Annotated in this window: 16 protein-coding genes, 3 tRNA genes and 1 other RNA gene; 4 read left to right on the top strand and 16 right to left on the bottom strand. The window is 39.9% G+C overall.

Going from position 1 to position 23722, the window contains the following annotated elements; translation table 11 throughout:
* Positions 1 to 97 precede the first annotated feature (97 nt).
* The 7 genes from der to ndk all read right to left on the bottom strand — a co-directional run bounded on the left by der (position 98) and on the right by ndk (position 8437).
* A complete protein-coding gene (gene der, locus KW136_RS03220) occupies positions 98 to 1432 on the bottom strand; it encodes a ribosome biogenesis GTPase Der (RefSeq protein ID WP_216797110.1) in 1335 nt (444 codons plus the stop codon).
* Between the two features lie 34 nt (positions 1433 to 1466).
* On the bottom strand, positions 1467 to 2612 hold the full coding sequence (gene bamB, locus KW136_RS03225; RefSeq protein ID WP_216797112.1) for an outer membrane protein assembly factor BamB: 1146 nt from the start codon (positions 2610 to 2612) through the stop codon (positions 1467 to 1469).
* A gap of 305 nt (positions 2613 to 2917) precedes the next feature.
* A complete protein-coding gene (gene hisS, locus KW136_RS03230) occupies positions 2918 to 4270 on the bottom strand; it encodes a histidine--tRNA ligase (protein ID WP_216797114.1) in 1353 nt (450 codons plus the stop codon).
* A gap of 45 nt (positions 4271 to 4315) precedes the next feature.
* On the bottom strand, positions 4316 to 5593 hold the full coding sequence (gene ispG / locus KW136_RS03235; protein WP_420885637.1) for a flavodoxin-dependent (E)-4-hydroxy-3-methylbut-2-enyl-diphosphate synthase: 1278 nt from the start codon (positions 5591 to 5593) through the stop codon (positions 4316 to 4318).
* Between the two features lie 290 nt (positions 5594 to 5883).
* On the bottom strand, positions 5884 to 6561 hold the full coding sequence (locus tag KW136_RS03240) for a helix-turn-helix domain-containing protein (RefSeq protein ID WP_246583183.1): 678 nt from the start codon (positions 6559 to 6561) through the stop codon (positions 5884 to 5886).
* Between the two features lie 279 nt (positions 6562 to 6840).
* Positions 6841 to 7971 carry a dual-specificity RNA methyltransferase RlmN gene (gene rlmN / locus KW136_RS03245; RefSeq protein ID WP_216797116.1) on the bottom strand — a complete coding sequence of 377 codons (1131 nt, stop codon included), beginning with the start codon at positions 7969 to 7971 and terminating at the stop codon, positions 6841 to 6843.
* A 16-nt stretch (positions 7972 to 7987) separates the two neighbouring features.
* On the bottom strand, positions 7988 to 8437 hold the full coding sequence (gene ndk / locus KW136_RS03250; RefSeq protein WP_216797118.1) for a nucleoside-diphosphate kinase: 450 nt from the start codon (positions 8435 to 8437) through the stop codon (positions 7988 to 7990).
* 207 nt (positions 8438 to 8644) lie between these two features.
* Here ndk and KW136_RS03255 point away from each other — a divergent pair, with 207 nt between their 5' ends.
* Entirely contained in the window at positions 8645 to 9349 is a 705-nt protein-coding gene (locus tag KW136_RS03255; RefSeq protein ID WP_216797120.1) for a Bax inhibitor-1 family protein, read from the top strand.
* Positions 9350 to 11274: 1925 nt separating this feature from the next.
* On the opposite strand, the gene KW136_RS03260 is transcribed toward KW136_RS03255, so the two are convergent.
* From KW136_RS03260 to ffs, 6 genes are all read right to left on the bottom strand, one after another.
* On the bottom strand, positions 11275 to 12075 hold the full coding sequence (locus KW136_RS03260) for a peptidoglycan DD-metalloendopeptidase family protein (RefSeq protein WP_246583184.1): 801 nt from the start codon (positions 12073 to 12075) through the stop codon (positions 11275 to 11277).
* A 1135-nt stretch (positions 12076 to 13210) separates the two neighbouring features.
* A complete protein-coding gene (locus KW136_RS04245; protein ID WP_216797480.1) occupies positions 13211 to 13435 on the bottom strand; it encodes a 5'/3'-nucleotidase SurE in 225 nt (74 codons plus the stop codon).
* Between the two features lie 531 nt (positions 13436 to 13966).
* A complete protein-coding gene (gene recR, locus KW136_RS03270; protein ID WP_216797122.1) occupies positions 13967 to 14569 on the bottom strand; it encodes a recombination mediator RecR in 603 nt (200 codons plus the stop codon).
* A gap of 71 nt (positions 14570 to 14640) precedes the next feature.
* Positions 14641 to 14967, bottom strand: coding sequence for a YbaB/EbfC family nucleoid-associated protein (locus KW136_RS03275; protein ID WP_216797124.1), 327 nt, complete (start codon positions 14965 to 14967; stop codon positions 14641 to 14643).
* Positions 14968 to 15028: 61 nt separating this feature from the next.
* Positions 15029 to 17257, bottom strand: coding sequence for a DNA polymerase III subunit gamma/tau (gene dnaX, locus KW136_RS03280; RefSeq protein ID WP_216797126.1), 2229 nt, complete (start codon positions 17255 to 17257; stop codon positions 15029 to 15031).
* Positions 17258 to 17451: 194 nt separating this feature from the next.
* Positions 17452 to 17549, bottom strand: an RNA gene (gene ffs / locus KW136_RS03285) — signal recognition particle sRNA small type.
* Between the two features lie 234 nt (positions 17550 to 17783).
* On the opposite strand from ffs, the gene trxA reads away from it, so the two are divergent.
* The 3 genes from trxA to KW136_RS03300 all read left to right on the top strand — a co-directional run bounded on the left by trxA (position 17784) and on the right by KW136_RS03300 (position 20606).
* On the top strand, positions 17784 to 18110 hold the full coding sequence (trxA, locus tag KW136_RS03290; protein WP_216797481.1) for a thioredoxin TrxA: 327 nt from the start codon (positions 17784 to 17786) through the stop codon (positions 18108 to 18110).
* Between the two features lie 174 nt (positions 18111 to 18284).
* Positions 18285 to 19547, top strand: coding sequence for a transcription termination factor Rho (gene rho / locus KW136_RS03295; RefSeq protein ID WP_216797128.1), 1263 nt, complete (start codon positions 18285 to 18287; stop codon positions 19545 to 19547).
* Between the two features lie 792 nt (positions 19548 to 20339).
* A complete protein-coding gene (locus KW136_RS03300) occupies positions 20340 to 20606 on the top strand; it encodes a type B 50S ribosomal protein L31 (RefSeq protein ID WP_216797130.1) in 267 nt (88 codons plus the stop codon).
* A 1714-nt stretch (positions 20607 to 22320) separates the two neighbouring features.
* On the opposite strand, the gene KW136_RS03305 is transcribed toward KW136_RS03300, so the two are convergent.
* From KW136_RS03305 to KW136_RS03315, 3 genes are all read right to left on the bottom strand, one after another.
* Positions 22321 to 22397 (bottom strand) — tRNA-Asp (locus tag KW136_RS03305).
* A 44-nt stretch (positions 22398 to 22441) separates the two neighbouring features.
* Positions 22442 to 22517, bottom strand: a tRNA-Glu gene (locus KW136_RS03310).
* A gap of 1069 nt (positions 22518 to 23586) precedes the next feature.
* A tRNA-Ala gene (locus KW136_RS03315) sits at positions 23587 to 23659 on the bottom strand.
* Positions 23660 to 23722 lie beyond the last annotated feature (63 nt).

Below are 23722 nucleotides of genomic sequence, written 5' to 3' on the forward strand. Positions count from 1 at the left end.
TAATAGTATAAGCGACAAAAAGAGAACGGGGAGAATCCTTTCACTATAGCTAGACTTCCAGGTTAAAATACTTACTAGTTAGAGCGTCTTGGCAGATTCAATTTGAATCTGCATAAGGATTATGGCTGGGACGGAACTCTATGCGTAATGGGGTGCCAGCGAGGCTAAAAGTTTCCCGAAAACAGCCCTCCAGATAACGTTTATACGTATTAGTTATTGCATCTAAGGCATTACCATGAATGATAATAATCGGAGGATTATGCCCTCCTTGATGGGCATAACGTAACTTTGGACGGATTAGGCCGCGCCGGCGAGGTTGCTGAAATCGTACGGCAGCGATTAATGCCCGTGTAAGCCTGGGAGTAGATAGCTTAGCCATTGAGGCTGCGTAGGCTTTATCCACCGAGCACATTAACGCACTAATTTTCGTCTTTTTTTCTGCCGATATATAATGTGCGCTCGCAAAGTCAAGGAATTTTAGCTTTCGAGCTAAGTCACTTTTAGTGCGCTGGCGTTCGTGTTCATCGAGTCCGTCCCATTTATTAACACCAATTACCACTGCCCGGCCCTGCTCAATAATAAAGCTAGCAATATGCGCATCTTGCTCTGAAATATCCTGCTGTGCGTCAAGCAGAAGGATTACAACATTAGCGTCTGCAATTGATTGCAGCGTTTTAACTACTGAAAATTTCTCGACTGCCTCAAATATTTTTCCGCGCTTGCGTAGACCGGCCGTGTCGATTAGCGTATACAAACGATCCTGACGTACAAAGTTAATATAGATAGAATCACGCGTTGTTCCAGGTAGATCAAATGCTATCATACGCTCTTCACCAAGCAAGGCATTGACTAATGTTGATTTACCAACGTTAGGCCGGCCGACAATAGCAATTTTTACTCCGTGTATCTGGTGCTCTTGAGCATATGGTACTTGATTTGTATAGGCAATATCTAGCGCTTTTCTAATCATCTCAGTAACCCCGTCGCCATGTGCGGCAGAGATTGCCTGTGGGTCTCCTAAGCCGAGTTCGTAAAAATCCGCTGATACCGAGCTATACTGCATGCCTTCGGCTTTGTTAATAACCAGTAAGGTTGGACGACCTGCCTTGCGCAGGTAATATACAATTGCTTTATCCTGTGGCGCAAGGCCATTACGGCCGTCAACTAAAAATACTATTACATTAGCCTCTTCGACTGCCCTACGCGTCTGCCGAGCCATTTCATATAAGATGCCATCTTTAGTAACTGGCTCAAACCCCCCTGTATCGACGACTAGGTAAGGTCTCTCACCGATGCGTCCTTCGCCATAATGACGATCTCGCGTCAGCCCAGGTAGATCTGCGACAAGCGCATCACGCGAGCGGGTTAACCGATTGAACAGCGTAGATTTTCCAACATTAGGGCGCCCAATAAGTACAATTACGGGCTTCATATTACCTTTCTAAAATATATATGTGCCGACTACCCTATTGCGGTCGAAAACCGTACAAGTCACCGTTGCAGGTCTGGACAACTAACGTATTACCGGCAACAATTGGTTGCGTTATGATTGCTTTGCTTGTCTTTTTACGTGCGATGAATTCACCGGTGTCACAAGATAGGAAGTGAATAAACCCATTGCAGTCGCCGACTACCACTACATTGCCGGCAATCGTCGGCGCAGTGACAGCGCGCCTTTCTAGCTGCACATTCTGCCACAGATATTCTCCGGTTTTAGAATCATATAGCGATATGCCAGACTTCTCATTCGTCGATGCCACTACATGATCATCCTGAGCTAGTCCACTATAGCTAGAAAACGGTTGTTTCCATAACGCACGTCCACTTAAAATATCAAAGCAACCAATCTGTCCCCGACGGGTAACCGCGCAAGTTTGCGAGCCCACAACTGTTGGCGAACCGGTCACGTCGTTAATACGTTCGACTTCAGTTACACCATGCGGATAGGAGACTGATGTTTGCCAGTATGCATTACCACTTTGCAAATTGATTGCAGCAAGCACTCCTCCTGGGAAACCTGCTAACAGCGTATTTTTACCAGAAAATGTAATACCAGCGATAGTCCGTAAATTTAGGGGCGCTGCGTGGTTTACGTAGACCCATTTCTGCTCGCCAGTCTGCGAATTAAATGCGGTAATGCTCCCAGAGATCGTACGTACAAGCACAAAATCTTGTCTTACTGCAGGTGGTGTAATAATCTCACCAAGCACATTTGACTTCCACAAGATTTTTCCATTATCATCGAGAGCAAGTACGTTACCTTTCAGCGTGCAAACTGCGGTTACCGTACCGTCACTGCCAACGCCGGCGGACAGATCTGTGCCTATCTTAGTGTTCCAGACTTTTCTACCATTAGTGGCATCAATCTTTAGTACCGATCCATCTGCGCTAGCCGCATATACATAATCTCCCACAGGGGCTGGGACAAATGAATAGTTACTAGATTTACCTATATGGACTTTCCAGGTTTCAGATACTTCGTGTGCGGTTTTAATCGGATCTAGTGTAGTAGAAGCGCAACGTACATCCTTCATAAACGAACATGCAGCAAGTAGGGCCGGTGTAAGAAAAAGGCACGCTATCAGCCGGACGTAGTGAATGACAAAATTCATGAATTAGTAACATATTGACAGATTAATCATAGAGAAAATGATCGTTAATCAGTGGCATAGCTAGTTTAATGTTACGACCATCATACACTTATTGCCGCATATCTAGTCAAGAAGGCTTATTTATAAGCATTCTCTGAAGATATTATCACGCTGATCAGAGCTTATAAACCAGAGAGACTTAAGCATATCTCTGCATCTACTGCAATACGCTCGTACAAGCGGTACGATAAACTTATCTGGGGCGGGGGGGGGAATTTATTGTCTTCTATCTTGAATATTAAGCCCTCAGCTTATTACTAGTTTTTTTACTTGTGATTATAACTTATCCCTTCTTTCTTCTGCGGAATTGCTATTACCTTAGCCAAAAAATCGACTAAGCTCTTGACTGGTACCCTTTGCTGTGCATTATCCATGATTTCTCGATTGCCACGCAGCGGCTTAATAGACACCTCATCTTGCCATACCTCGTTGTCACCAAGTATTATCGCATACGTAGCACCGCTTGCATTAGCGAGCTTCATCTGCGACTTAAAACTTACCGATGCATTATCTACACTGCAGTGTAAGATTACATCTAATCCTATATTTCGTAGCTGCTCAGCAATGCTAAACGCACGAATACGAGCCGTTTCGCCTTGATGTACGATATACACGTCGCAACCGTCATTAGATAAAACCAGATTATTTTCGCGTAATAGTTCTAAGATTCGCTCAATGCCTAAAGCCCAGCCGCACGCTAGTGCAGGTTTTCCGCCAAGCTGTTTAATTAACAGGTCATATCGACCGCCCCCACCGATAGTACCTTGCGCGCCGAGCTTGTTAGTTACCCATTCAAATACCGTCATATTGTAATAGTCTAGCCCTCGAACGAGCCGGGGATTAATAGTAAACGAGATATTGTTCGCGCTTAGTAGGGATTGTAGGCCTTCGAAATGGGCGAGTGATTCATCTCCGAGAAAATCAATTAATTTCGGCGCATTCGCTGCAATATCCTGTAGTGCAGGATTTTTTGTGTCTAGAACGCGTAATGGGTTTGTATATAGACGATTCTTTGAATCATGGTCGAGCAACTTGATATATCTCTCTAGATAGATAATTAATTGATCTCGATGAGCAGCGCGTTCATGTTTATGCCCAAGGGAATTAAGTTCAAGCCGAATATCTCTAAGACCTAAGTTATTCCACAGTCGTTGACATATTAGGATAATCTCTGCATCTATATCTGGGCCTACAAACCCCAGAGCCTCGACACCAACCTGGTGAAACTGTCGGTAGCGACCGCGCTGTGGACGTTCATGGCGAAACATTGGTCCGATATACCAAAGACGCTTTGGTCCATCGTATAGTAAATTATGTTCAATTGCTGAGCGAACTACTGCGGCAGTATTCTCGGGACGCATCGTCAATTGTTTCCCATTTAATGAATCGACGAAGCTATACATTTCCTTTTCAACAATATCCGTCACCTCACCGATACTTCGCCTGAATAATGGCGTATGCTCAAGAATCGGAGTGCGGATATTCTGATATCCGTAGGCATGTAATATCGCTTTGACAGTGTTCTCAAAAAATTCCCAAAGACCAGTGTCGCTCGGCAGAATGTCGTTCATTCCTTTAACGCCGGTTAACCTTTCTAGTTTATGCTTCTTTTCTGTCATGTCGATTTAAGTATAATCCAGACTAAGGATCGCACTATACCCGCCTCAACTTGTTACTGTTACACCATAAGTACGGTGGACATAGTCGTTAACAATTTCCTGAAATTGCTCTACGATAAGCGCGCCACGCAACGTGGTTGTTTTAACACCATCAATAAATACAGGGGCTGCTGGATTTTCGCCAGTTCCTGGTAAGCTGATGCCTATATTAGCGTGCTTAGATTCTCCGGGACCATTGACAATGCAGCCCATTACCGCAACATTCATCATCTCGACACCAGGATACTGTTTTCGCCATACCAGCATCTGCTTTCGCAGATAGTTTTGAATGCGTGAGGCTAACTTCTGAAATACAATACTTGTTGTACGACCACATCCTGGACACGCAATCACCATCGGCATAAAAGAGCGGAGTCCCATAGTCTGCAAAATTTCTTGGGCCACAATAACCTCACCAGTACGCAAATCTTCCGGCTCCGGCGTAATCGAAACACGAATCGTGTCACCGATACCCTGTTGTAATAATACCGACATCGAAGCAGCCGATGCAATGATACCCTTCGAACCTATGCCTGCCTCGGTTAGCCCTAGGTGTAAGGCAAAACTACATCGCATTGCTAGTGCCCTATAGATTGAGATTAGATCCTGAACGCCGCTGACCTTGCACGAAAGCACGATACGATCTCGCCCCAAACCAAGCTTAACAGCATGCTCAGCCGAGCTAATCGCAGACTGGATTAGTGCTTCGTACATCACGCTTGATGGATTCCATGGTGTCACACGTCTCGAATTTTCATCCATCATTCTCGCAAGCAGGTCCTGATCTAAACTTCCCCAATTTACGCCGATTCGAACCGGCTTATTATAGAAAATTGCTGTCTCAATCATCTGTGCGAATTGCGTGCTACGTTTGGCGCCTTGTCCAACGTTACCTGGGTTAATACGGTATTTCGAGAGTGCTTGAGCGCAATCCGGATAATCTCGTAACAGCAGATGGCCATTGTAGTGAAAGTCGCCAATAAGAGGCACGTTTATACTCATGCGGTCTAGTTGTTCGCGGATTTTTAGCACTGCGGCTGCGGCTTCAGGCTTATTAATTGTGATACGAACCAACTCAGAACCCGCTTGCGCAAGCTCTTTAATCTGGATTGCGGTACCAACTGCATCGGCAGTATCGGTACTTGTCATGGACTGTACACGAATTGGTGCACCACCGCCAATTGTTACTACATGGTCCCGCCAACGCACTGTCACTATATGCGTTCGACGCTTTGGGTCAAAGCCAGAAAACAGTTGTTGACTAGCTACTATAGAATTTTCCACCGGCGCAGTACCAGCTTTAAACGGAATAGTATGACACAATAATCCTATTGAGCAGCATATCGATATGCTGCAATAAAAAAACTTAGTAAGGTAAACTGCTAGTAAATAAACTGCGCTAGATTTTTTACAACTGCAGCCCAGAATAGCGATACGTTTCTGCCAATCTTTATATCTGAAATAGAGGACTAACTGATACTTTAGAGGTAATAAGTTACACTAACCTCTTGTCAGAGCCCTAATTATTGTCGTCATCTTTTTATTAGACAAGATTGGCATACTTTCCGGCGTTATTAACATGTTTTTTGGGCGAAGCCACCGACTGCAATCTCTGTAGACTCTTGGTCTAATTTATTAACTGTCCTGAACTTTGGTAAGTTAGTTAGTATACTTGTCTCTAATACAGACCGAACATCTAGAGGTATGCTTGAGACATTTTGCTTAATAGTATGAGTATTGTCAATTTTTAAGCGAACAAGCCAGCCTTCTCCTGTTTCGGTAAAGCACCATACTGCAATTATTGCAGCTAATACACCCACAAGAGAAATCGCCCACAACCATAGTCGTGGCTTGGGAGTACCTCTGAAATTCATGATAATACGTTGCCGCGGAAACCAAACACTATTATTAGTAGGTAGCGATATATTAGAGCTAATGGGCGTACTAGAATCTCGAAGCATATCGGTTAGTGGAATCGGATCAATTCCAATCATCTTCGCATAGCTGCGTACCACGCCAATTGCAAACATCGTATCTGGTAGATGGCTGTAATCACCCAACTCTAACTCTCGCAACTTGTACGGCGCGATTTTTAGGCGGGCAGATACATCCTCAATTGACCATTTTTTAGATTTACGTAGCCTTTCAAGCTGTTCACCAACTTGCCGAGTGGGTGATACCGAAATGCCCGGATCGAAATGTTCAGCCATGACACTCGAGTTATGGAGTATCGGATGCTGCTGCTCATCCATCCCTAATTTTCCTTATAGAATCTTTGACATAGCTCGAGGCGTCGCCTACACGCCATCGATCTTACCTAAATTAAAGGTATTAAATAGAGTAAATAGAAGCTAGTGTCATGTACCGGTGCGGCTATATTTTAAAAATGATAAACATAATTCTACTTAAGTAGAATGAGAGTAAATCTCATATAATGTACCTAGGATACAGCCTATTGTTATCGACTACCCCATATTTTCTTGAGGAAAGTCTCTATTTTACCAAGTTTTGTTTACCTCTACTGCTATATGTTATATAGCACGTGGAGATCCGCGTAATACTGGTATTATGTTTTGTTTTCTGCGCATCAATGCCCGGGTACGGTCATGCACCTCGCCTACTAATTGGCCGCAAGCTGCATTAATATCAGCGCCGCGCGTTCTACGCACAGTTGTTATAACACCCCCGTCTATTAGGATCTGTGCGAACCGCCTAATCCTCTCTGGAGAAGAGCATAATAGTCTAGATTCAGGAAACGGATTAAATGGTATTAGGTTAAATTTACATGATATACGGCGGGTTAATACAAGAAGTTGTTGTGCGCACTCATCACTATCATTAATGCTATCTAGCATACAATATTCGAACGTAATAAAATCGCGAGGCGCGACACGCAGATATCGACTACACGATAACATCAGTTCTTCAAGCGGATGCTTTTTGTTCAGTGGTACTAACTTATCTCGCAATGAATTATTAGGTGCATGTAATGATACAGCTAAGGCTACAGGTAATTCATCCGCAAGCCGGTCAATCATCGGCACAAGTCCTGATGTAGAAATTATTACGCGGCGACGTGACAATCCGTACGCGTTATCATCAAGCATTAACCGTATAGCAGATAGCACTGCATCGAAATTGAGTAGAGGCTCGCCCATACCCATCATTACAACATTTGTAATTACTCGCTTACCAGGAAAAGGACTACCGTGAGCTGCGCGCAAAGCAAATTCCGTCATCCATAACTGCCCAATAATCTCTCCGACGACGAGGTTACGCGAGAAGCCTTGTTTTCCTGTCGAACAAAAGTAGCAATTTACAGCACAGCCGGCTTGCGATGAAACGCATAGCGTACGCCGATCTTGGTCCGGAATATAAACAGTTTCTATAGCGTTACCTTCACCGACATCTAGTAACCATTTGCGCGTGCCGTCTGCGGATGTTCTGTCTTTGAGAACCGCGGGATGACGAATTGATGCGCAGATTTTCAACTTATCACGTAACGATTTCGCAAGAACAGTCATCGCATCAAAATCGCTAATGCCACTGCGGTGAATATAGCGCTGCAACTGACGCGCACGAAATGGTTTTTCTCCAAGGTTCTCACAATATGAGACCAGGCCTATAGGATCAAGATCTAGGAGATTTACCGCGTTAGTCATTATTACGCTGAGCGTTTTAAATATTGCCTGAGGCAACAACAGATTGAGAATAAACGTCTATTTGTGGAAAAAAGAAGGCGATCTCAACGGCTGCTGTTTTCAGCGAATCAGAGCCATGTATTGCGTTACAATCGATGCTAACCGCAAAATCCGCACGAATCGTACCTTTTTCTGCTTTTTTAGGATCAGTCGCACCCATAAGCTCACGATTTTTTGAAACTGCACGTTCGCCTTCGAGCACTTGAACCATAACTGGATCTGATGCCATAAATTTGACTAGATCCCTAAAGAAAGGCTGATCTTTATGTAGCAAATAAAACTTTTCCGCATCAGCGCATGACAAACAAACCATGCGGGCTGCTATAATTTTTAATCTAGCATTTTCAAAACGACTATATATTTGACCAATTACATTTTTTTTTACAGCATCGGGTTTAATAATAGACAAAGTCCGTTCTATTGCCATAAAAAACTCCGAAAATTAGTAAACCATAAACCCTACACAACTGCCATACTAGCATAAACCAGTGTATCATTGTTGAAAGAGCCGCACAGAACTGTAAAACTGTAACCTATATGGGCGTTATAGATTCGCAGTTAAAGCGTCGCGATGAGGTGCTAAGGGGCAATGCAAGAGCATCGTTAGCAAGTTAAAATAACGTAAGGAGAAACTATGGCTGACCCTAATATCTATGGGTTTGGGCATACCGACGCTATCGTGTCCACTGAAACGCAACATAAGGTACTGCGCAATACATACTGGCTACTAGCACTGTCGATGATTCCAAGCGTGTTCGGCGCGTGGATCGGGGTCGTAACAGGCTTTGCCTTATTCACTGCTACTCCACCAATACTGAGTGTACTAGCCTTCCTTTCGATCGCGTTTGGCTTCATATTCGCCATCGAAAAAACTAAGCACTGCGCAATAGGCGTCTATGTCTTGCTCGGCTTCACATTCTTCATGGGCCTGATGCTTTCTCGTCTTTTAAGCTTCGTTCTCGGTTTCTCGAATGGCGCATCACTAATTATGCTGGCCTTCGGTGGAACTAGTGTAATCTTTGCTATTATGGCGACGATTGCTACAGTAAGTAAAAAAGACTTTTCTGGATTAGGTAAATGGCTAGTTGTTGGCGTACTCGTTCTTTTTCTTTCCTCCGTTGCAAACGTTTTTCTCCAACTCCCCGCATTAATACTAACAGTATCAATTCTAGCAGTTATTATCTTCTCAGCTTACATACTCCTAGATGTACAACGTATTGTTAAGGGAGGTGAAAAAAACTATATTAGCGCAACGTTAATGATCTATTTAGATTTATACAATGTGTTTACGAATCTACTAACATTCCTCGGAATTTTTAGTGGAAACCGAAACAACTAATCCATTATAAACAGGGCGCTCATGCGGGCGCCCTGTTTATAAATCAATAATAACAAAATAAAGTCTCTAAAATTTTATAGAGATATAGAGCACCCCCCCCTATATACTACCCTAGTATTTAGGAATTTTTTGAGTCTTATTAGCCATGCTGTAATCAGAGAGTATTTTTAAGTTCGAGATACATAGAAATATATAAACGACATTTATTGCACCATTTATCTAATAGATAGCCCCTGCTTCGTAGAAACCCAAAACAGATTTTTTAGCGTGTCTGTGTGTATACGGTAATAATTTTATATCAAGCAGGCATGCCTTATTATAGGTCTTGATAGGTCTATCTAAAAGTCTCATTAGTTTTTTATCATAGGCAAAGATGCCCTTTTATTAGAGATTAATAAAGATCTATAAACCTAACAAGTGCTCGTAAATTAGCATTTACATACTTCATTTATTAGGTGTGTAAATGCTACATGCATCTTAAATTACTAGAATAAGTATTGATTCATGCATACTACGCGAGTACTTCTCTAACTTCAATACCTAACCACCTCTTGAGAGAGATGCTTGAGCTACAATATAGAATTGTGCTTAACCCGAAGAATAGTACTTCGGAGTTTATAAGAAATAATGAGAATTACATGTTATATACGATGATGCTAAGATGCTGTAGTTAGCAATCTCTTATAGTAGTTATGTGTTATATGTAGTTAATTATTTATATAAAACACTAACTCAGTAATTGTACTATTTATCTCTAACCGCTAGAGCGTCTAATCTAGTTTTAAAAAAGCGTTAGTATAACACTGTAAAATACAAATGCTTAGTATTATCCCCTTATACATATCACATTAGCCATGTAGCCACTTTCTTTGAAGAATCTAACTCTACCTACCGTACTTTATTTAATAAACTATATATAATTAGTCAAGAGTGATAGCAGTACTCCTATAACAGGCTACTGCTTAGTCAGGAAATATGCTTTATATAAAATGTAATAAATTCGGATTTTTCTAGATAGCATAGATCCTATTATATTAATATATAATAGGATCATTAAATTTTAGTATATAGTTTTATACAGGCAAAATATACATTTTTAAAAATGATAATTTTTTAAAAAATTATTTATGTCAAACGTAAATACCAGAATTATGGCTTAGTATTTATTAGGCATGTCGCTAGCAGTCTAGAATATGCTTTAGATACAATAATGCATCGAAAATTCTTCTTTAATCACGTAACTACTATTAGTAAATATATAAACTTTAATTTATATAGGCGTATCCTACGTTTAGGGTGTTGTAATTCAGGCCTTATTAAATTGAATTTTTTCTGACTAAGATATAGAGAGGCTATTTAATTTTGCTAAATGTAGTAGTAAGGATAAATAGGGTTGTATGCTTATTGACGTAATAATATACAAGACATTCCGGAATATTTTCTAAAATTCATACTTAATGTCTATAATAATATTATTGTTGGGGGGGTATCACTCATGCAATTCTAATCTTTATTAGATAAAACCTAGTTTAGCTTTCAGTTTATAACCACGAGTTTAGATACTCTTTTCCCTGTATCGGGACAGTCAAAAAATATGAGTTGATTTAAGTTTCATAACTACTTAGTTCCTCTAGGCTATCACTATACTTAATTAAACCGCAAATACCTGAAATACTATAATTTTAAAATATGGTTTCTTATGCTGGTAAGGTTTAGACAATATTAGATTTATATTAGCCAGCAGCTTATTAGGCAAAACCTTAATATAGTACTACTCTTAGTAGAGAATATCTTCTATATAAACTACTTATTAACTTTTTTAGATAAAGAGATTACTATCTCCAGGCTTATCCTGGGATATTTTTATAAAAAATCTGAAATTTTAGTTGGAAAAAAAGTCTTCGCTTTATCTACCTTAGTGTTATCTACTGTGGTGGAAGATAGTTTATAGGATCGACGGGCTTGCCTTGTTTACGGATCTCAAAGTAAAGTATAGCTTTATTTAAATTAAAATGTTCTAATTCAGCAATTATTTGACCTTTTTTTACAAAATCACCCTCTTTTACCAGCGTAGTTCCATTATTAGAATAAGCGCTTAGATATATTTTATTATGCTTAATAACAATAAGATTTTTATATCCGTATAGCCCATCTCCGGCATAAACAATACGCCCCTCTGCAGAGGCTTTTACTGCGGTACCAAGCGCGCCACTAAGAGTTAGCCCTTGATTATTTTTAGATTTATTAAGCACTAGCCCGCGTATCGGCCATACAAAATTAATATTTCCAACTGCCGAATCTAGCTGTATTGCAACCGATGCAATTGCCGGCACTAAGCTATAAGATGACCGTTCTAAATCAGTTTCGGCCACGATACTAGACAAAGAAGGGCTAATATTAGTTTTTAATGGCACGACTCGTAGTAACTGATTAATTTTGATTGAATCTATATTTATTAGGTTATTCCATGTAGCGATGTCGCGGTAATTTTGATCATTCGCGAGCGCGATCTGATACAGAGTATCACCTGACTTCACGCGGTAGTATCCTGGTGGTAGCGGAGAATTTAATGTCTCATCTGATATCAGGGTATTATTAGTAGAAAGCAGTGTTGCGTTATAATGCCTGATAAGGGCAGATTCTAGTCGAGTCGAACATGCCGTTAGTACTACTAACGTTACTACTACAGAGACTGTTCGCCCGATTTTTACTAGACTCGCATGCACACTTTCACTCTTAAATATGATTTAAGACTAAAATACTAACGATTTTAAGGAGACAAAAATGTAAAATTTAAGCGTTTTACTACCTTATATTAGTGCTAACAAGGGCACCTGCTATTTTTTTCGACTACCAAGATTTTTCTGCAATATAAAAGACTAAGCCCTAAGTAGACAAATTATTCGAGTGGCGTATCTGAACTATAGTGGGCTATAGAGCCGCTCCTCTTTTGTAAGGGGATATTAAACTCTAGCTATACCTCTTATTATGCAGAGAGTTTTACTTACTATTACGATAGTACATAAAAGTTTTATAACCGTAGCAGATGCGTATTTATTTTTGACTGGCGTACAATAGCTTCCTTATCCAATTAAATTGATGTCATACTAAACTCGGCTGTGCATAATTACTTTTCGCATAAATAGGGATAGTTAAAGAAATTATTCTTTAATACCTGATACTACAGATAGTATTTTAATAGACTTGCATGATTAGCGCATCCTCAGTTAATTTATAAGAGTGTAGTTCATGGATGTTTTGTAGGTTACTCATCTTAAATAATGTTTGGCAAGTATTGCCAATTATATCCGAAAAAGCTTATATGTAGAGGTCACTGGTGCCACCGCACAAAAAATAATTTTTTAGAGATTAAGACCTTCATATATGCGTATGTAGATACGCTTTAGCTTAGTAACAACGCTTATAGATATATGCATATATTAGTTAGTATGTTTATAAATTTTATTATTTTAAGTGATCCCGTATTTATTCTTGTAGAAAAGAAATTAATCCCATATCAGTCAAATCTAATTGCAGCGGTGTAAGTGAGATGTTGCTAGCTTCTACCATATGAAATCTGTACCTTCGATTACATTAAGTACAGGCTAAGCCTCTCTATTAGATTAGAGAGGCTTATATCTACCACCGTGATATAGATTACTTTTAGGAGGGGAATCACCGGCTGTGATATCTATCTCTTACTCAGTTATGTATACACCTAGGTGCCTATTGCGGAAGATGGCCGATTAGAGCCATTCTTATTTAGTAATAGTGCGGACAGAGAGTGGCGCTTATAACTAAACCGTATAATATCAGCAGCTGAGCAACAGTCGTATCTAGATGCCCCCACTGCAATCTTTGTTAACTAGTAAGCATGCGATCAATAAATACCGGAAAAAATCCATCAGAAGCCGCTGAAACAGTTCCAGTATAAAGCATATATCTGTCCATATTCAGGCTATTGTTCATGCACGATATTACTATATCCGGCCTATTGTTAAGCTGGTAGGTAAAAGCTACGTGTATGAAATCAGCAGGCGTATTACTTACATAGTAAAAACCGTTTTCATCGGTGAAGACTAAGATGTATTGCTATAATATTAGCAAGTTTGCTTTATATTACTACAGTTTATATTAGAGTTACTACTACCACTTTGTCTAATGGCGCGAGCGCGCGATAAAACATAGTAAGCCTAAAAAGCTAGATAAATATTATACTTATTAATAGTAGCTATATAAGATAATTGTAACTAAGGATATCTTAATAAGAGATATAAATTAAGCGTAGCTTGAAGTATCAAAAATGTAAAAAATTACCTTAGTACCTAAAATAGTAAATAAAAAGCGTAGAGCATGGAAAATATACCACAAATAGCACGCGCTATAGACTTTTAAATCTTTTTATTGCGTAACGCCATCAGTATAAGCGACTGTGCTGGAATAGATATCTGGCTAGAGATCGTGTGTCTATTACTATAGTAGTAGTACCATATAACATAGTTGAACTTTTACCTTAAGCCGAGATATCGCCTGTTCTAAACACTAGCTGGCCAGTAGTTACTTGTATATAAAGTTACATATTTTCCTAAAATGTTTAGCTTAATTTATAAAACGTATTTAGACTAAGCGCCGGTCTAGTATTGCTCGGGCAATTGTACCAGCATCTACATATTCGAGCTCACTGCCCACAGGGACACCACGAGCGAGCCGCGTAACGGTCAAGCCTTGGGCCTTAAGAATTTGGCCTAGATAATGCGCAGTTGCCTCACCCTCATTCGTAAAGTTTGTGGCTAGAACGACTTCACTAACAATACCATCAGTAGCTCGGTGTATTAACCGATTGAAATAAATCTCACACGGCCCAATACCGTTAAGAGGACTTAAGCGCCCCATCAGTATGAAATATAGCCCGCAATAAGCAAGTGTTTGCTCAAGCATAATTTGGTCAGTCGGCATTTCAACTACGCATAGCAGTTTTGAATCACGCTGCTTGTCGCTGCATAACTCGCATATGCTATGTTCAGTGAACGTATTACACTGCTCGCAATGTTTAAGTACCTGTATAGCGTGTAGTACAGACTGGCCGAGTCTCTGTGCCCCTTCTTTATCATTCTGCATTAAGTGATAAGCAATCCGCTGTGCGGACTTTGGCCCAATACCAGGCAATGTACGCAGCGCATCGATCATCGTTGCTAGCACGGACAGTGGTTTCCTCTTCATATGCATCGCGTCCTAATACAGGCTAGCAATCTGAATGAGACATATTTGCTCATAGAGATGGCCCCCAAAAATTAAAATGGAGGTTTAAAACCCGGTGGTAGAGGAAACTCTGCGCTTACACTAGACATTTTTTCTTGAGCTATTGCCTCTGCTTTTCGAACTCCATCATTAAATGCGGCAGCGACTAGATCTTCGAGCATTTCTTTATCATCAGCTAATAAGCTTGGGTCGATTGAGACACGTCTAACTTCGTTTTTGCAAGCCATCGTTATCTTTACTAAGCCCGCACCAGATTGGCCCTCGATTTCGATATGCGCGAGCTGTTCCTGCATTTTCTTCATGTTCTCTTGCATTTGCTGCGCTTGCTTCATCCAACTAACAAGTTGGCCTTTCATCATAATAGAAATCCCTCAAATAGCTAAAAATGCTTTATTAGTCGATGATCTATACAATTAATACTCAATAATGCCCCATAAGCGGGCGAATTGAGCCTAATACGATTGTTGCACTAAACTCGCGGATTAGCGTTTGAACAAACGGGTCCGAATTAATTTCTTGCTCAGCTTTCAGCTGTTGCTGCGCTCGAAGCTTGTCTTCTACTGCTGCGGCTGTTTGGCGTGTAGGACCCACTGACACAGCCACGTGGACTGGCCTACCTAACACGAGCTTAATCGCAGCCTTCAACTTCTTAACGTGCACTACGTCCGCATACTGCGGAATCGACACGTTTAATATGAGTTCGTTATGGTTACAGGCTACAAGCTCACTGTGTAACGCTAGCTGGCACGCAATTCCACGGAGCGGCAGCGATATCGCTAATGTCGGCCAATCACCGTCATAGCCAAGAGCACTAAGGGCATTAAGAGACATAGCTGGCACCGCAGGCTGTGAGATGGCCCATGCGTCGTGTGCGGAATTATCTGCCATCGTAGCAAAATTAGGTTCATCAATATCAAGGGTGCGGTTATAAGCGGTCAGGGTGGCGGACTTATGGTTGGGCAGCGCATTATCCTGGGGCAATACCTCTGCTGATCTAGGGGGCATATTCTGCGCGCTCATTCTTATTTGCACCTTAAATGGTGCATTCTCCAATGGAGCGGCCGGTGAACGAATGCAACTACTTGCAATGCCGATTACTGGGCCATGAAGTGTACTAAGTGCCGCACTGGCGGAACTATTAGCGTCTGGACATGAAGAAGCTGTTTCCGGGGATAATAGGGATAAAACACCCCTATTACATTCAAATTTGCTTGTAGAAGACTCGATAGCATCCGTTAGCGCATCAGCCGTGTTAGTCATGTGTATACTATCTAGCTGTGAACAGACTATACCTATGCGACTAGAATTAGTGCTAGTGACGCCTGTCCCTGTTGTCTTCATACATTCCGCCTTTATACTGAGTTTTTCTATCTGTACTACCGTATTTATATCAGATTTACTCCGTACAACCTCAGGTTTAGGTACGCCAGGCCAATATACAGCTGACGCTATTTGCTCGGTTTCTGCTGAGCATACACCACTAGTTATTAAGTCGTCAGTCCCTATAGGAGGAAAACTAGAGGTAGGCTGTATATCGTTTTCTGAGGTTGACTCGCATACTGCATTTATAGTATCGAATACAAGCATGCGCAGCAACGCCATTGTGAAACCGGCATACTCGTCTGGGGCTAACCCTAGCTCAGCACGGCCAATCGTTGAGATCTGGTAATATAACTGTACGGCTTCCGGTGCCAACTGCGTTGCAAAATGCCGAATGTCCTCTGCCTCAGGCCATTCGTCTAGAACTGAATTAGGCACTACCTGCGCCCATGCAATACGATGTAGCAGTCCGGATAGATCTTGTAACGCAGTCGAGAACGATAGGCTGCGTGCTGCGATCTCATCAGCTACTGAAAGTACCCTAGCACCATCACGCATAGTAATCGCATTTAATAATTGCGCTAGATAACTATGATCTAATGCGCCAAGCATACTGCGAACAGACTGCTCTGTGACTGTGCCGGCCGCATATCCAATCGCCTGATCAGTTAACGAAAGTGCATCGCGCATACTACCGTCAGCAGCGCGCGATAATAAGCGTAATGCTTGCTCCTCGAAACTAATACCTTCATAAGCTAGTATACGTTTTAGGTGCGATACGATATGGCCTGTTGGCATTCGTTTAAGATTAAACTGTAAGCAGCGCGATAGTACCGTAGCTGGAATTTTTTTTGGGTCTGTCGTTGCAAGAATAAACTTCACATGAGGCGGCGGCTCTTCAAGCATCTTAAGCATTGAGTTAAAGGCATGTTGAGTTAACATATGTGCCTCATCAATCATATAAACCTTGAAACGCGCATTAACGGGCGCATATACAGCGCGTTCGAGTAATGCTGCCATCTCGTCAATGCCTCGGTTGCTGGCTGCGTCCATTTCAATGTAATCAACAAAGCGCCCCCCTTCAATTTCGAGGCATGTTGTACACATACCGCACGGAAGAGCGGTGATTCCAGTTTTGCAATTCAACGCTTTTGCTAAGATGCGCGACAGCGTTGTTTTCCCGACACCACGGGTGCCAGTAAATAAATAGGCATGATGCAACCGCTGCGCTTGTAGAATATGAGTGAGAGCGCGCACTACATGCTCTTGGCCGACTAACGATTTAAAATCTTTGGGCCGCCACTTGCGCGCAAGAACTTGATAGGTCATTACGGAATTATATCAGCAACAACCTAAGGTAGCACTCACGTAATTAGCTATCCAAAGCTTGGGATTCGAGTATACCGGAGTGCAGTAAAGAATAAATATCTTGTAAGAGGCTTGGGACATAACGTATAAGCATGTTACACCAAGGTGCCCCCGGGGGAGGGGATTAAATACTAGATCACACTTCTTCGGAAGAAGATGACGAGCCCAACCCTCGGCACTAGCGGGAAAAGCTGTGGCTGCTTCGTTCCCGACCTGACCAGGTTAACCTTGCCGCTATGCGAGGAGGCCCGTCAAAAAGTATTTTAGCACTAGATTACGTCGCGACGCTAGTGCGTACGACAGAGAATAAATTACGTTAAGATTACATCTTCAGGATATGCGAACGATCAGGGGTGGCGTTTCTCGCCCTTGCGTTTTGCGACGACCTCCGCTCGACGATATGCTGCTGTCGGGCGGGTTTTCAGAGATCGGGTATATCAGGCATAACGAGGCTGTATCCCCTGGATACTTTAAAGGTAAGGCGATAATGAGCAAACAAATTAAGTACATTACTGATACTTCTTTTGAGCGGGATGTGCTGAAAGCGGATAAACCTGTCCTACTTGACTTTTGGGCGGAATGGTGTAGCCCGTGCAAAGTGATTGCGCCTTTATTAGACGAAATAGCGCATGAATATAGCGACCGCCTACAGGTTGGGAAAATAGACGTTGATCAGAATCCAGCTACACCGGCCAAATTTAGCGTGCGAGGAATTCCAACGCTGATTCTATTTAAGAACGGCGTGGTGGCCCAAACCAAGGTTGGCGCATTATCTAAGGCACAAATTACAGCGCTGATTGATAGCCATATTTGAGCCATCGGCGATGTTTAAACCTGACAGCGCTTGTTGTAAAAATTCAACAAGCGCCCTACTGCAATTATGCTAGTATCATAAAGCGAATACGTTTCAAATCTTATAACAATTAAGCCCGTCGTCCGACGGACTCCCCTTTTGTCGCTTTTTCTCTTTCCTTAGCGGGATTCCTGTATGTATTTGTCTGAGCTCAAGTCGCAACACGTATCCGCTTTGATCGAAATGGCTAATGGTCTAGAAATCGAAAACGCGAATCGCCTGCGCAAACAGGAGTTAATGTTCGCAATTCTAAAGAAACGCGCCAAGACCGGTGAAACAATTTTCGGCGACGGAACGCTGGAAGTACTGCCCGATGGTTTTGGGTTTTTACGCTCGCCCGAGACATCATATCTAGCAAGTACCGACGATATTTATATTAGCCCGTCGCAAATTCGCCGTTTCAACTTACATACTGGCGACACAATTGAGGGCGAAGTGCGCACGCCAAAAGACGGAGAGCGATATTTCGCACTTGTCAAAGTTGACAAAGTTAACGGACATCCGCCAGAGGCGTCAAAGCATAAAATTATGTTCGAAAACCTCACGCCATTACATCCAAATAAGCCCCTATCGCTCGAGCGAGACATGCGCGGCGAGGAAAACGTTACTGGCCGCATCATCGATATGATCGCGCCGATTGGAAAAGGCCAACGCGGACTCTTAGTTGCGTCGCCGAAATCAGGCAAGACCGTCATGCTGCAGCACATCGCACATGCAATTAAGTCAAACCATCCACAGGTTATATTATTTGTACTACTAATTGATGAGCGCCCGGAAGAGGTTACTGAGATGCAACGTTCGGTAGCTGGCGAGGTGATTGCATCTACATTTGATGAACCGGCAGCTCGTCACGTTCAGGTAGCTGAAATGGTAATCGAGAAAGCAAAGCGGCTCATCGAGATGAAGCACGATGTAGTAATCCTATTAGATTCTATCACTCGCCTTGCTCGTGCTTATAATACTGTTGTCCCAGCCTCAGGAAAAGTTCTGACTGGAGGTGTAGATGCCAACGCACTGCAACGCCCCAAGCGCTTTTTCGGTGCAGCTCGGAACGTCGAGGAAGGTGGTTCGCTCACGATTATCGGTACCGCGCTTATAGAAACAGGCAGTAGGATGGATGATGTAATTTATGAGGAGTTTAAAGGCACAGGTAACATGGAAGTGCATTTAGAGCGGCGCCTTGGGGAAAAGCGAGTTTATCCATCGATTAATTTAAACAAATCAGGTACACGTCGAGAAGAATTACTTATCAAGCCAGAAATTTTACAAAAAATTTGGGTGCTGCGTAAATTTATTCATGATATGGATGAAATCCAAGCCATGGAATTCTTACTCGATAAACTAAAACAGACTAAGAATAACTCGGAGTTTTTTGACATGATGCGTCGTGGCGGATAATATCAGAATATATAGCATTGATTTTTAACCCTTGGCTGATACCTTAGATATAATCCTTTGTACGAGTATGCTGCTAGGTATAAGTAAGCGGCACATAAATTGATGTGGGGGGTATATTCCGTTGCCCTTCACCAAGGATATAAGACTCATGACTAAGCTATAGTAACAAAGGTTACGAACTATAAGGAAACTTACCTCCGACCATGTCCCCCCTTATATTTTTAAATACTTTTACTAGAGTTTTGGTAAAAGTAGTGTACTCGCAACGCTATTAAAGAAAAATATGTTTAAGGCACTTGCTACACTTTAGACTGTGCACTCGAATGGCCCGGATAAATAGTGTTTCACAGATATAAAATGAATTACATAAAATTTAGATTAGATAATACTAGAGCCCCCGAAATTTTGAAGCATTTACCGGTCAGCTAAATTATCACACGCTAGTGGATAGTACTTAATTAAACGACTTATTTAGAATATATGTGATTTCTTACTGTCTACTTGTACTAGGTTCCACCGAATTTTTATATAGGCTGAAAGCACTAATTTCTAATAATCTCTATCAGAAATTAGAAACCAATCTACCCGTATACTATAAAGATATATTCCAAATATTTTGTTTTATTATTGATATAAAACCACGTGACTGGAAGATTTTTATAAATTCGCTAACGCACTAATTTGCGAGCATAATTCTCTTATTCTATCTTTAGAGAAGCTTCCGAAAACTGATACCGACTTATTGTCAGCATCCTAAGGCAGAGATTCTTATAACTTACATTAAAATGCATTATGAAAAAAAATATTCATCCTAGTACCCGCGAGGTAGTATTCCAGGATATGTCAAATGGAAAAACATTTGTTATAAGATCAACAGTTCAGACACGTGAGAAGATTGAGCTTGATGGTAAAATTTACCCTCTTGCAAAGGTTGAAGTATCTTCTGAATCTCATCCTTTCTATACGGGCGAGCAAAATAAGTTTTTAGATACAACTGGTCGAGTCGAAAGATTCCGCAAAAAGTTTGGAAGCCGTGCTACCGCAAGAATTTCTAAGTAAACATGTCTAACTTTAGTACTTATCAATGTTAGCTATATAATATGCACCCTACTTAATCGTAGTAATCCTCTCTAAAAAATAAAGGTGTTGCTAGCTTCGAGGTTATACGAACGATAGCACGCGGCACCTAGCGAGATTGACTACTTTAGAAGTCTACTAATAAGAAACCTTTTTCTATGAAGCTGCACTCATGTTATCTAAAGCTCTGTATACTAGGCGATCTGAGTAGTGCAATATCCACCTCTATGTAGAATATTTACGTTAAATATAATCTACCCAGTAAAAGACAAGTTTACTAGACAAAGGCCCTAAAATTCAGTTTTAAATATTCCAGTTAGTAGTATACTGCTATATCTAGATACTAGTCCGCGTTATCTACGAGTATACTATTAATTATTTAAGAGTACCTCAGACTAACTAATGCTGCCAAAAAACTCTAAAAATTAGTAAACTACAATGCCATGTAGGCTAGTCAAACAGCATGAACAAGTCTACTATGTGAGTCACTACATAGTAGTATAGTCTAAGATCGGTATTATCATATTCGTTCAAATTCACTATTAATAATTATAGTTTTCTGTTTAACATTAATAGTTATTTTAGAGCTTATCTAATTATTATTATGACCACCTTTAGATTACTGCCTCTAAAGGCTGGCTGGAATTAATATCATCGATTAGTTTACAGTATATAGTTTTATAGTCTTATAGCTTTTTAGTTATAACTTTTTAGCAGAGCTACTCTAGCTTAAGATTTTAACCGACGTTTTAAATCTTACTGAATAGTAATCTCATATAACTGACATCGATATATAAGACTATATCTTGCTTACTTTTAATTTCTAAAAATTATCTTTTGCTTACCAGCAGTAGCATGCCATAAATATAAATTTTATTTATAATAAAGGTAGATATAACTATAATTTATTACCGCGTATATTGATACATTTCTGATTGCCTATACATATCTAACACGGCGTGTTTAGGTAATGTTTAATTAGTTGTATTCGTATATTTCTATACTATACGCTTCGCGTTTAGCGAAAAGTATTTGACGCACTACTTAAGTATAGAATCCGCAATTTTAATACGCTCAGCAATGCCGCTACTAAACATACTAAATATTACTTAAAAAAATATTGTTCAGATTAGCATAAATCCATATAGTATATAATATGGTATATACCTTAATAAATTTATAAAACTTAATTTATTTGCTGATTACTTTAGTGAGTGCTTCACATATTCTTATGTAAGTTAGGTTAACTTCTTATTTAAAATTTGTTCAATAAAAAATTAGTTTTAAATATGAGAGATATTTTATAAAAATTAAAATAGTAGAATTTTATTATTATATTCTAGCTAAACTCTTCTACTTATATCGCAAGATTTATTAGCTTGATTAGAATTTTAGTTATGCTACAAGCTAATGCTACTATATATAGATTATGGAGAAAATTATCTTAGCTAGTAGCAATAAGATTAGTACTTCTAAAAAAGCTACTTACTACGTATTCGTCAAATTTTTTAGATTATCGTTGTTTGATAGTTACTTAATTAATGCTGTGCTAGCACTATAGTAAATTTTTACTACTGATAACAGTATAAAAACTAAACCCGACTCAGTAAAAATACTTATAGCATTTTAGCGCACGCAGATCATATATAATGTGAGAAAAAATAAAATAAAAGCCTATATTAGAAGGCTTTTATTTTGGCGGAGTGGACGGGACTCGAACCCGCGACCCCCGGCGTGACAGGCCGGTATTCTAACCAACTGAACTACCACTCCAATTGTTGTTATGGCGTACTACATTACTAACTTTTTTATAAGTTTGGCGTCCCCTAGGGGATTTGAACCCCTGTACTCACCGTGAAAGGGTGATGTCCTGGGCCTCTAGACGAAGGGGACACAATGTTTTATATACATAGCGAATTATGTATAACTTCCTTACGTTTGTGAAGTCTTTTTTTATTTTTCTTTATTTTAATAAAAATTTTATACATTTCTTTAATACAAAAATATATCTCACTTAAAAAGTATTTTAGGATAAGTAACAAGAACCAAGAGCCTAAAGCCAAGATTGATCTTCAGGATAGTAAATATTTGTATATTTACTATCCTGAAGATCGCGTTTAAACTACCCCCCCCTTACAAAAGGGGGCAGTGATATGTGGTGCATGCATTAAATGCAGACCAGGATTATTAATATCGAAATAAATAATTAATATTTATAATTTGACTATAATTTAATAGCGAATGTGTTATTTACAGTAACTAAATTACTGCATGTATGCGGTAGTCTTAATTCTATATTTAAAATAGAAGTGCCTACTTATACTATAAGTTTCCCGGTGTTTCCTATTTTTCTTATCCGCACTGCTTTATATAGGTGTATTATATTACATATAGCTATCTTTCTTAAGATACTTTTAATATCCCTATTAAATTAAAATACTATAAATATGATTTTAATTTCTATATATTAATTTAAATTAATATATAGTTTTTTAGAATATTCTTGTGAAGAAATATATATAAATTATATATATTTAATTGTCGATAATATATCTTATCTATAAATAGAATATAGTTCTTTTAAAAAAATTTTTTAAATTCAAATTTTTATTTTTAGAATACTGATTATTAGTAACTTTTATTTATTAGAGAGCGAGAACTATGTATAATTAAGAATTATAATCTTACTTATAGTAATTTCCTATAATGCTGTATTGCTGAAATTGTATTTCTTAAGAGAATTTTTTAGATTAATATCTTTTAAGAGTATATTATTACACTGAAAGTGTATAAATAACTATTTAAGTTTATAAATTTTAGCCTCAAAAATTCTAAGGTTTTATAAAATTACATTGCTTTTAAATGGAATTAGTAATGTTTTTCTTTCCCTTAACCTAATATAAAGTTATAAAAATATTTAATCCATATTAAGTATTTTTCTAACTTTATATTAATCTGTATGTGGAGGTAAGCGGGCTTGAACCGCTGACCTCTTGCATGCCATGCAAGCGCTCTTCCAGCTGAGCTATACCCCCATATAAGCATTCTAAAAAATAAGTAAATTTTTGTAAAGTATCTTCTAATATGTAATTTGCGGC

Source organism: Candidatus Vallotiella hemipterorum, from assembly GCF_910593725.1.
Classification (GTDB): Bacteria; Pseudomonadota; Gammaproteobacteria; order Burkholderiales; family Burkholderiaceae; genus Mycetohabitans; species Mycetohabitans hemipterorum.

What these genes read in the sequence shown, in the direction of transcription:
- der (WP_216797110.1), bottom strand. Translation starts at nt 1,432, where the DNA reads ATGAAGCCCGTAATTGTACTTATTGGGCGCCCTAATGTTGGAAAATCT.
- bamB (WP_216797112.1), bottom strand. Translation starts at nt 2,612, where the DNA reads ATGAATTTTGTCATTCACTACGTCCGGCTGATAGCGTGCCTTTTTCTT.
- hisS (WP_216797114.1), bottom strand. Translation starts at nt 4,270, where the DNA reads ATGACAGAAAAGAAGCATAAACTAGAAAGGTTAACCGGCGTTAAAGGA.
- KW136_RS03240 (WP_246583183.1), bottom strand. Translation starts at nt 6,561, where the DNA reads ATGGATGAGCAGCAGCATCCGATACTCCATAACTCGAGTGTCATGGCT.
- rlmN (WP_216797116.1), bottom strand. Translation starts at nt 7,971, where the DNA reads ATGACTAACGCGGTAAATCTCCTAGATCTTGATCCTATAGGCCTGGTC.
- ndk (WP_216797118.1), bottom strand. Translation starts at nt 8,437, where the DNA reads ATGGCAATAGAACGGACTTTGTCTATTATTAAACCCGATGCTGTAAAA.
- KW136_RS03255 (WP_216797120.1), top strand. Translation starts at nt 8,645, where the DNA reads ATGGCTGACCCTAATATCTATGGGTTTGGGCATACCGACGCTATCGTG.
- recR (WP_216797122.1), bottom strand. Translation starts at nt 14,569, where the DNA reads ATGAAGAGGAAACCACTGTCCGTGCTAGCAACGATGATCGATGCGCTG.
- KW136_RS03275 (WP_216797124.1), bottom strand. Translation starts at nt 14,967, where the DNA reads ATGATGAAAGGCCAACTTGTTAGTTGGATGAAGCAAGCGCAGCAAATG.
- dnaX (WP_216797126.1), bottom strand. Translation starts at nt 17,257, where the DNA reads ATGACCTATCAAGTTCTTGCGCGCAAGTGGCGGCCCAAAGATTTTAAA.
- trxA (WP_216797481.1), top strand. Translation starts at nt 17,784, where the DNA reads ATGAGCAAACAAATTAAGTACATTACTGATACTTCTTTTGAGCGGGAT.
- rho (WP_216797128.1), top strand. Translation starts at nt 18,285, where the DNA reads ATGTATTTGTCTGAGCTCAAGTCGCAACACGTATCCGCTTTGATCGAA.
- KW136_RS03300 (WP_216797130.1), top strand. Translation starts at nt 20,340, where the DNA reads ATGAAAAAAAATATTCATCCTAGTACCCGCGAGGTAGTATTCCAGGAT.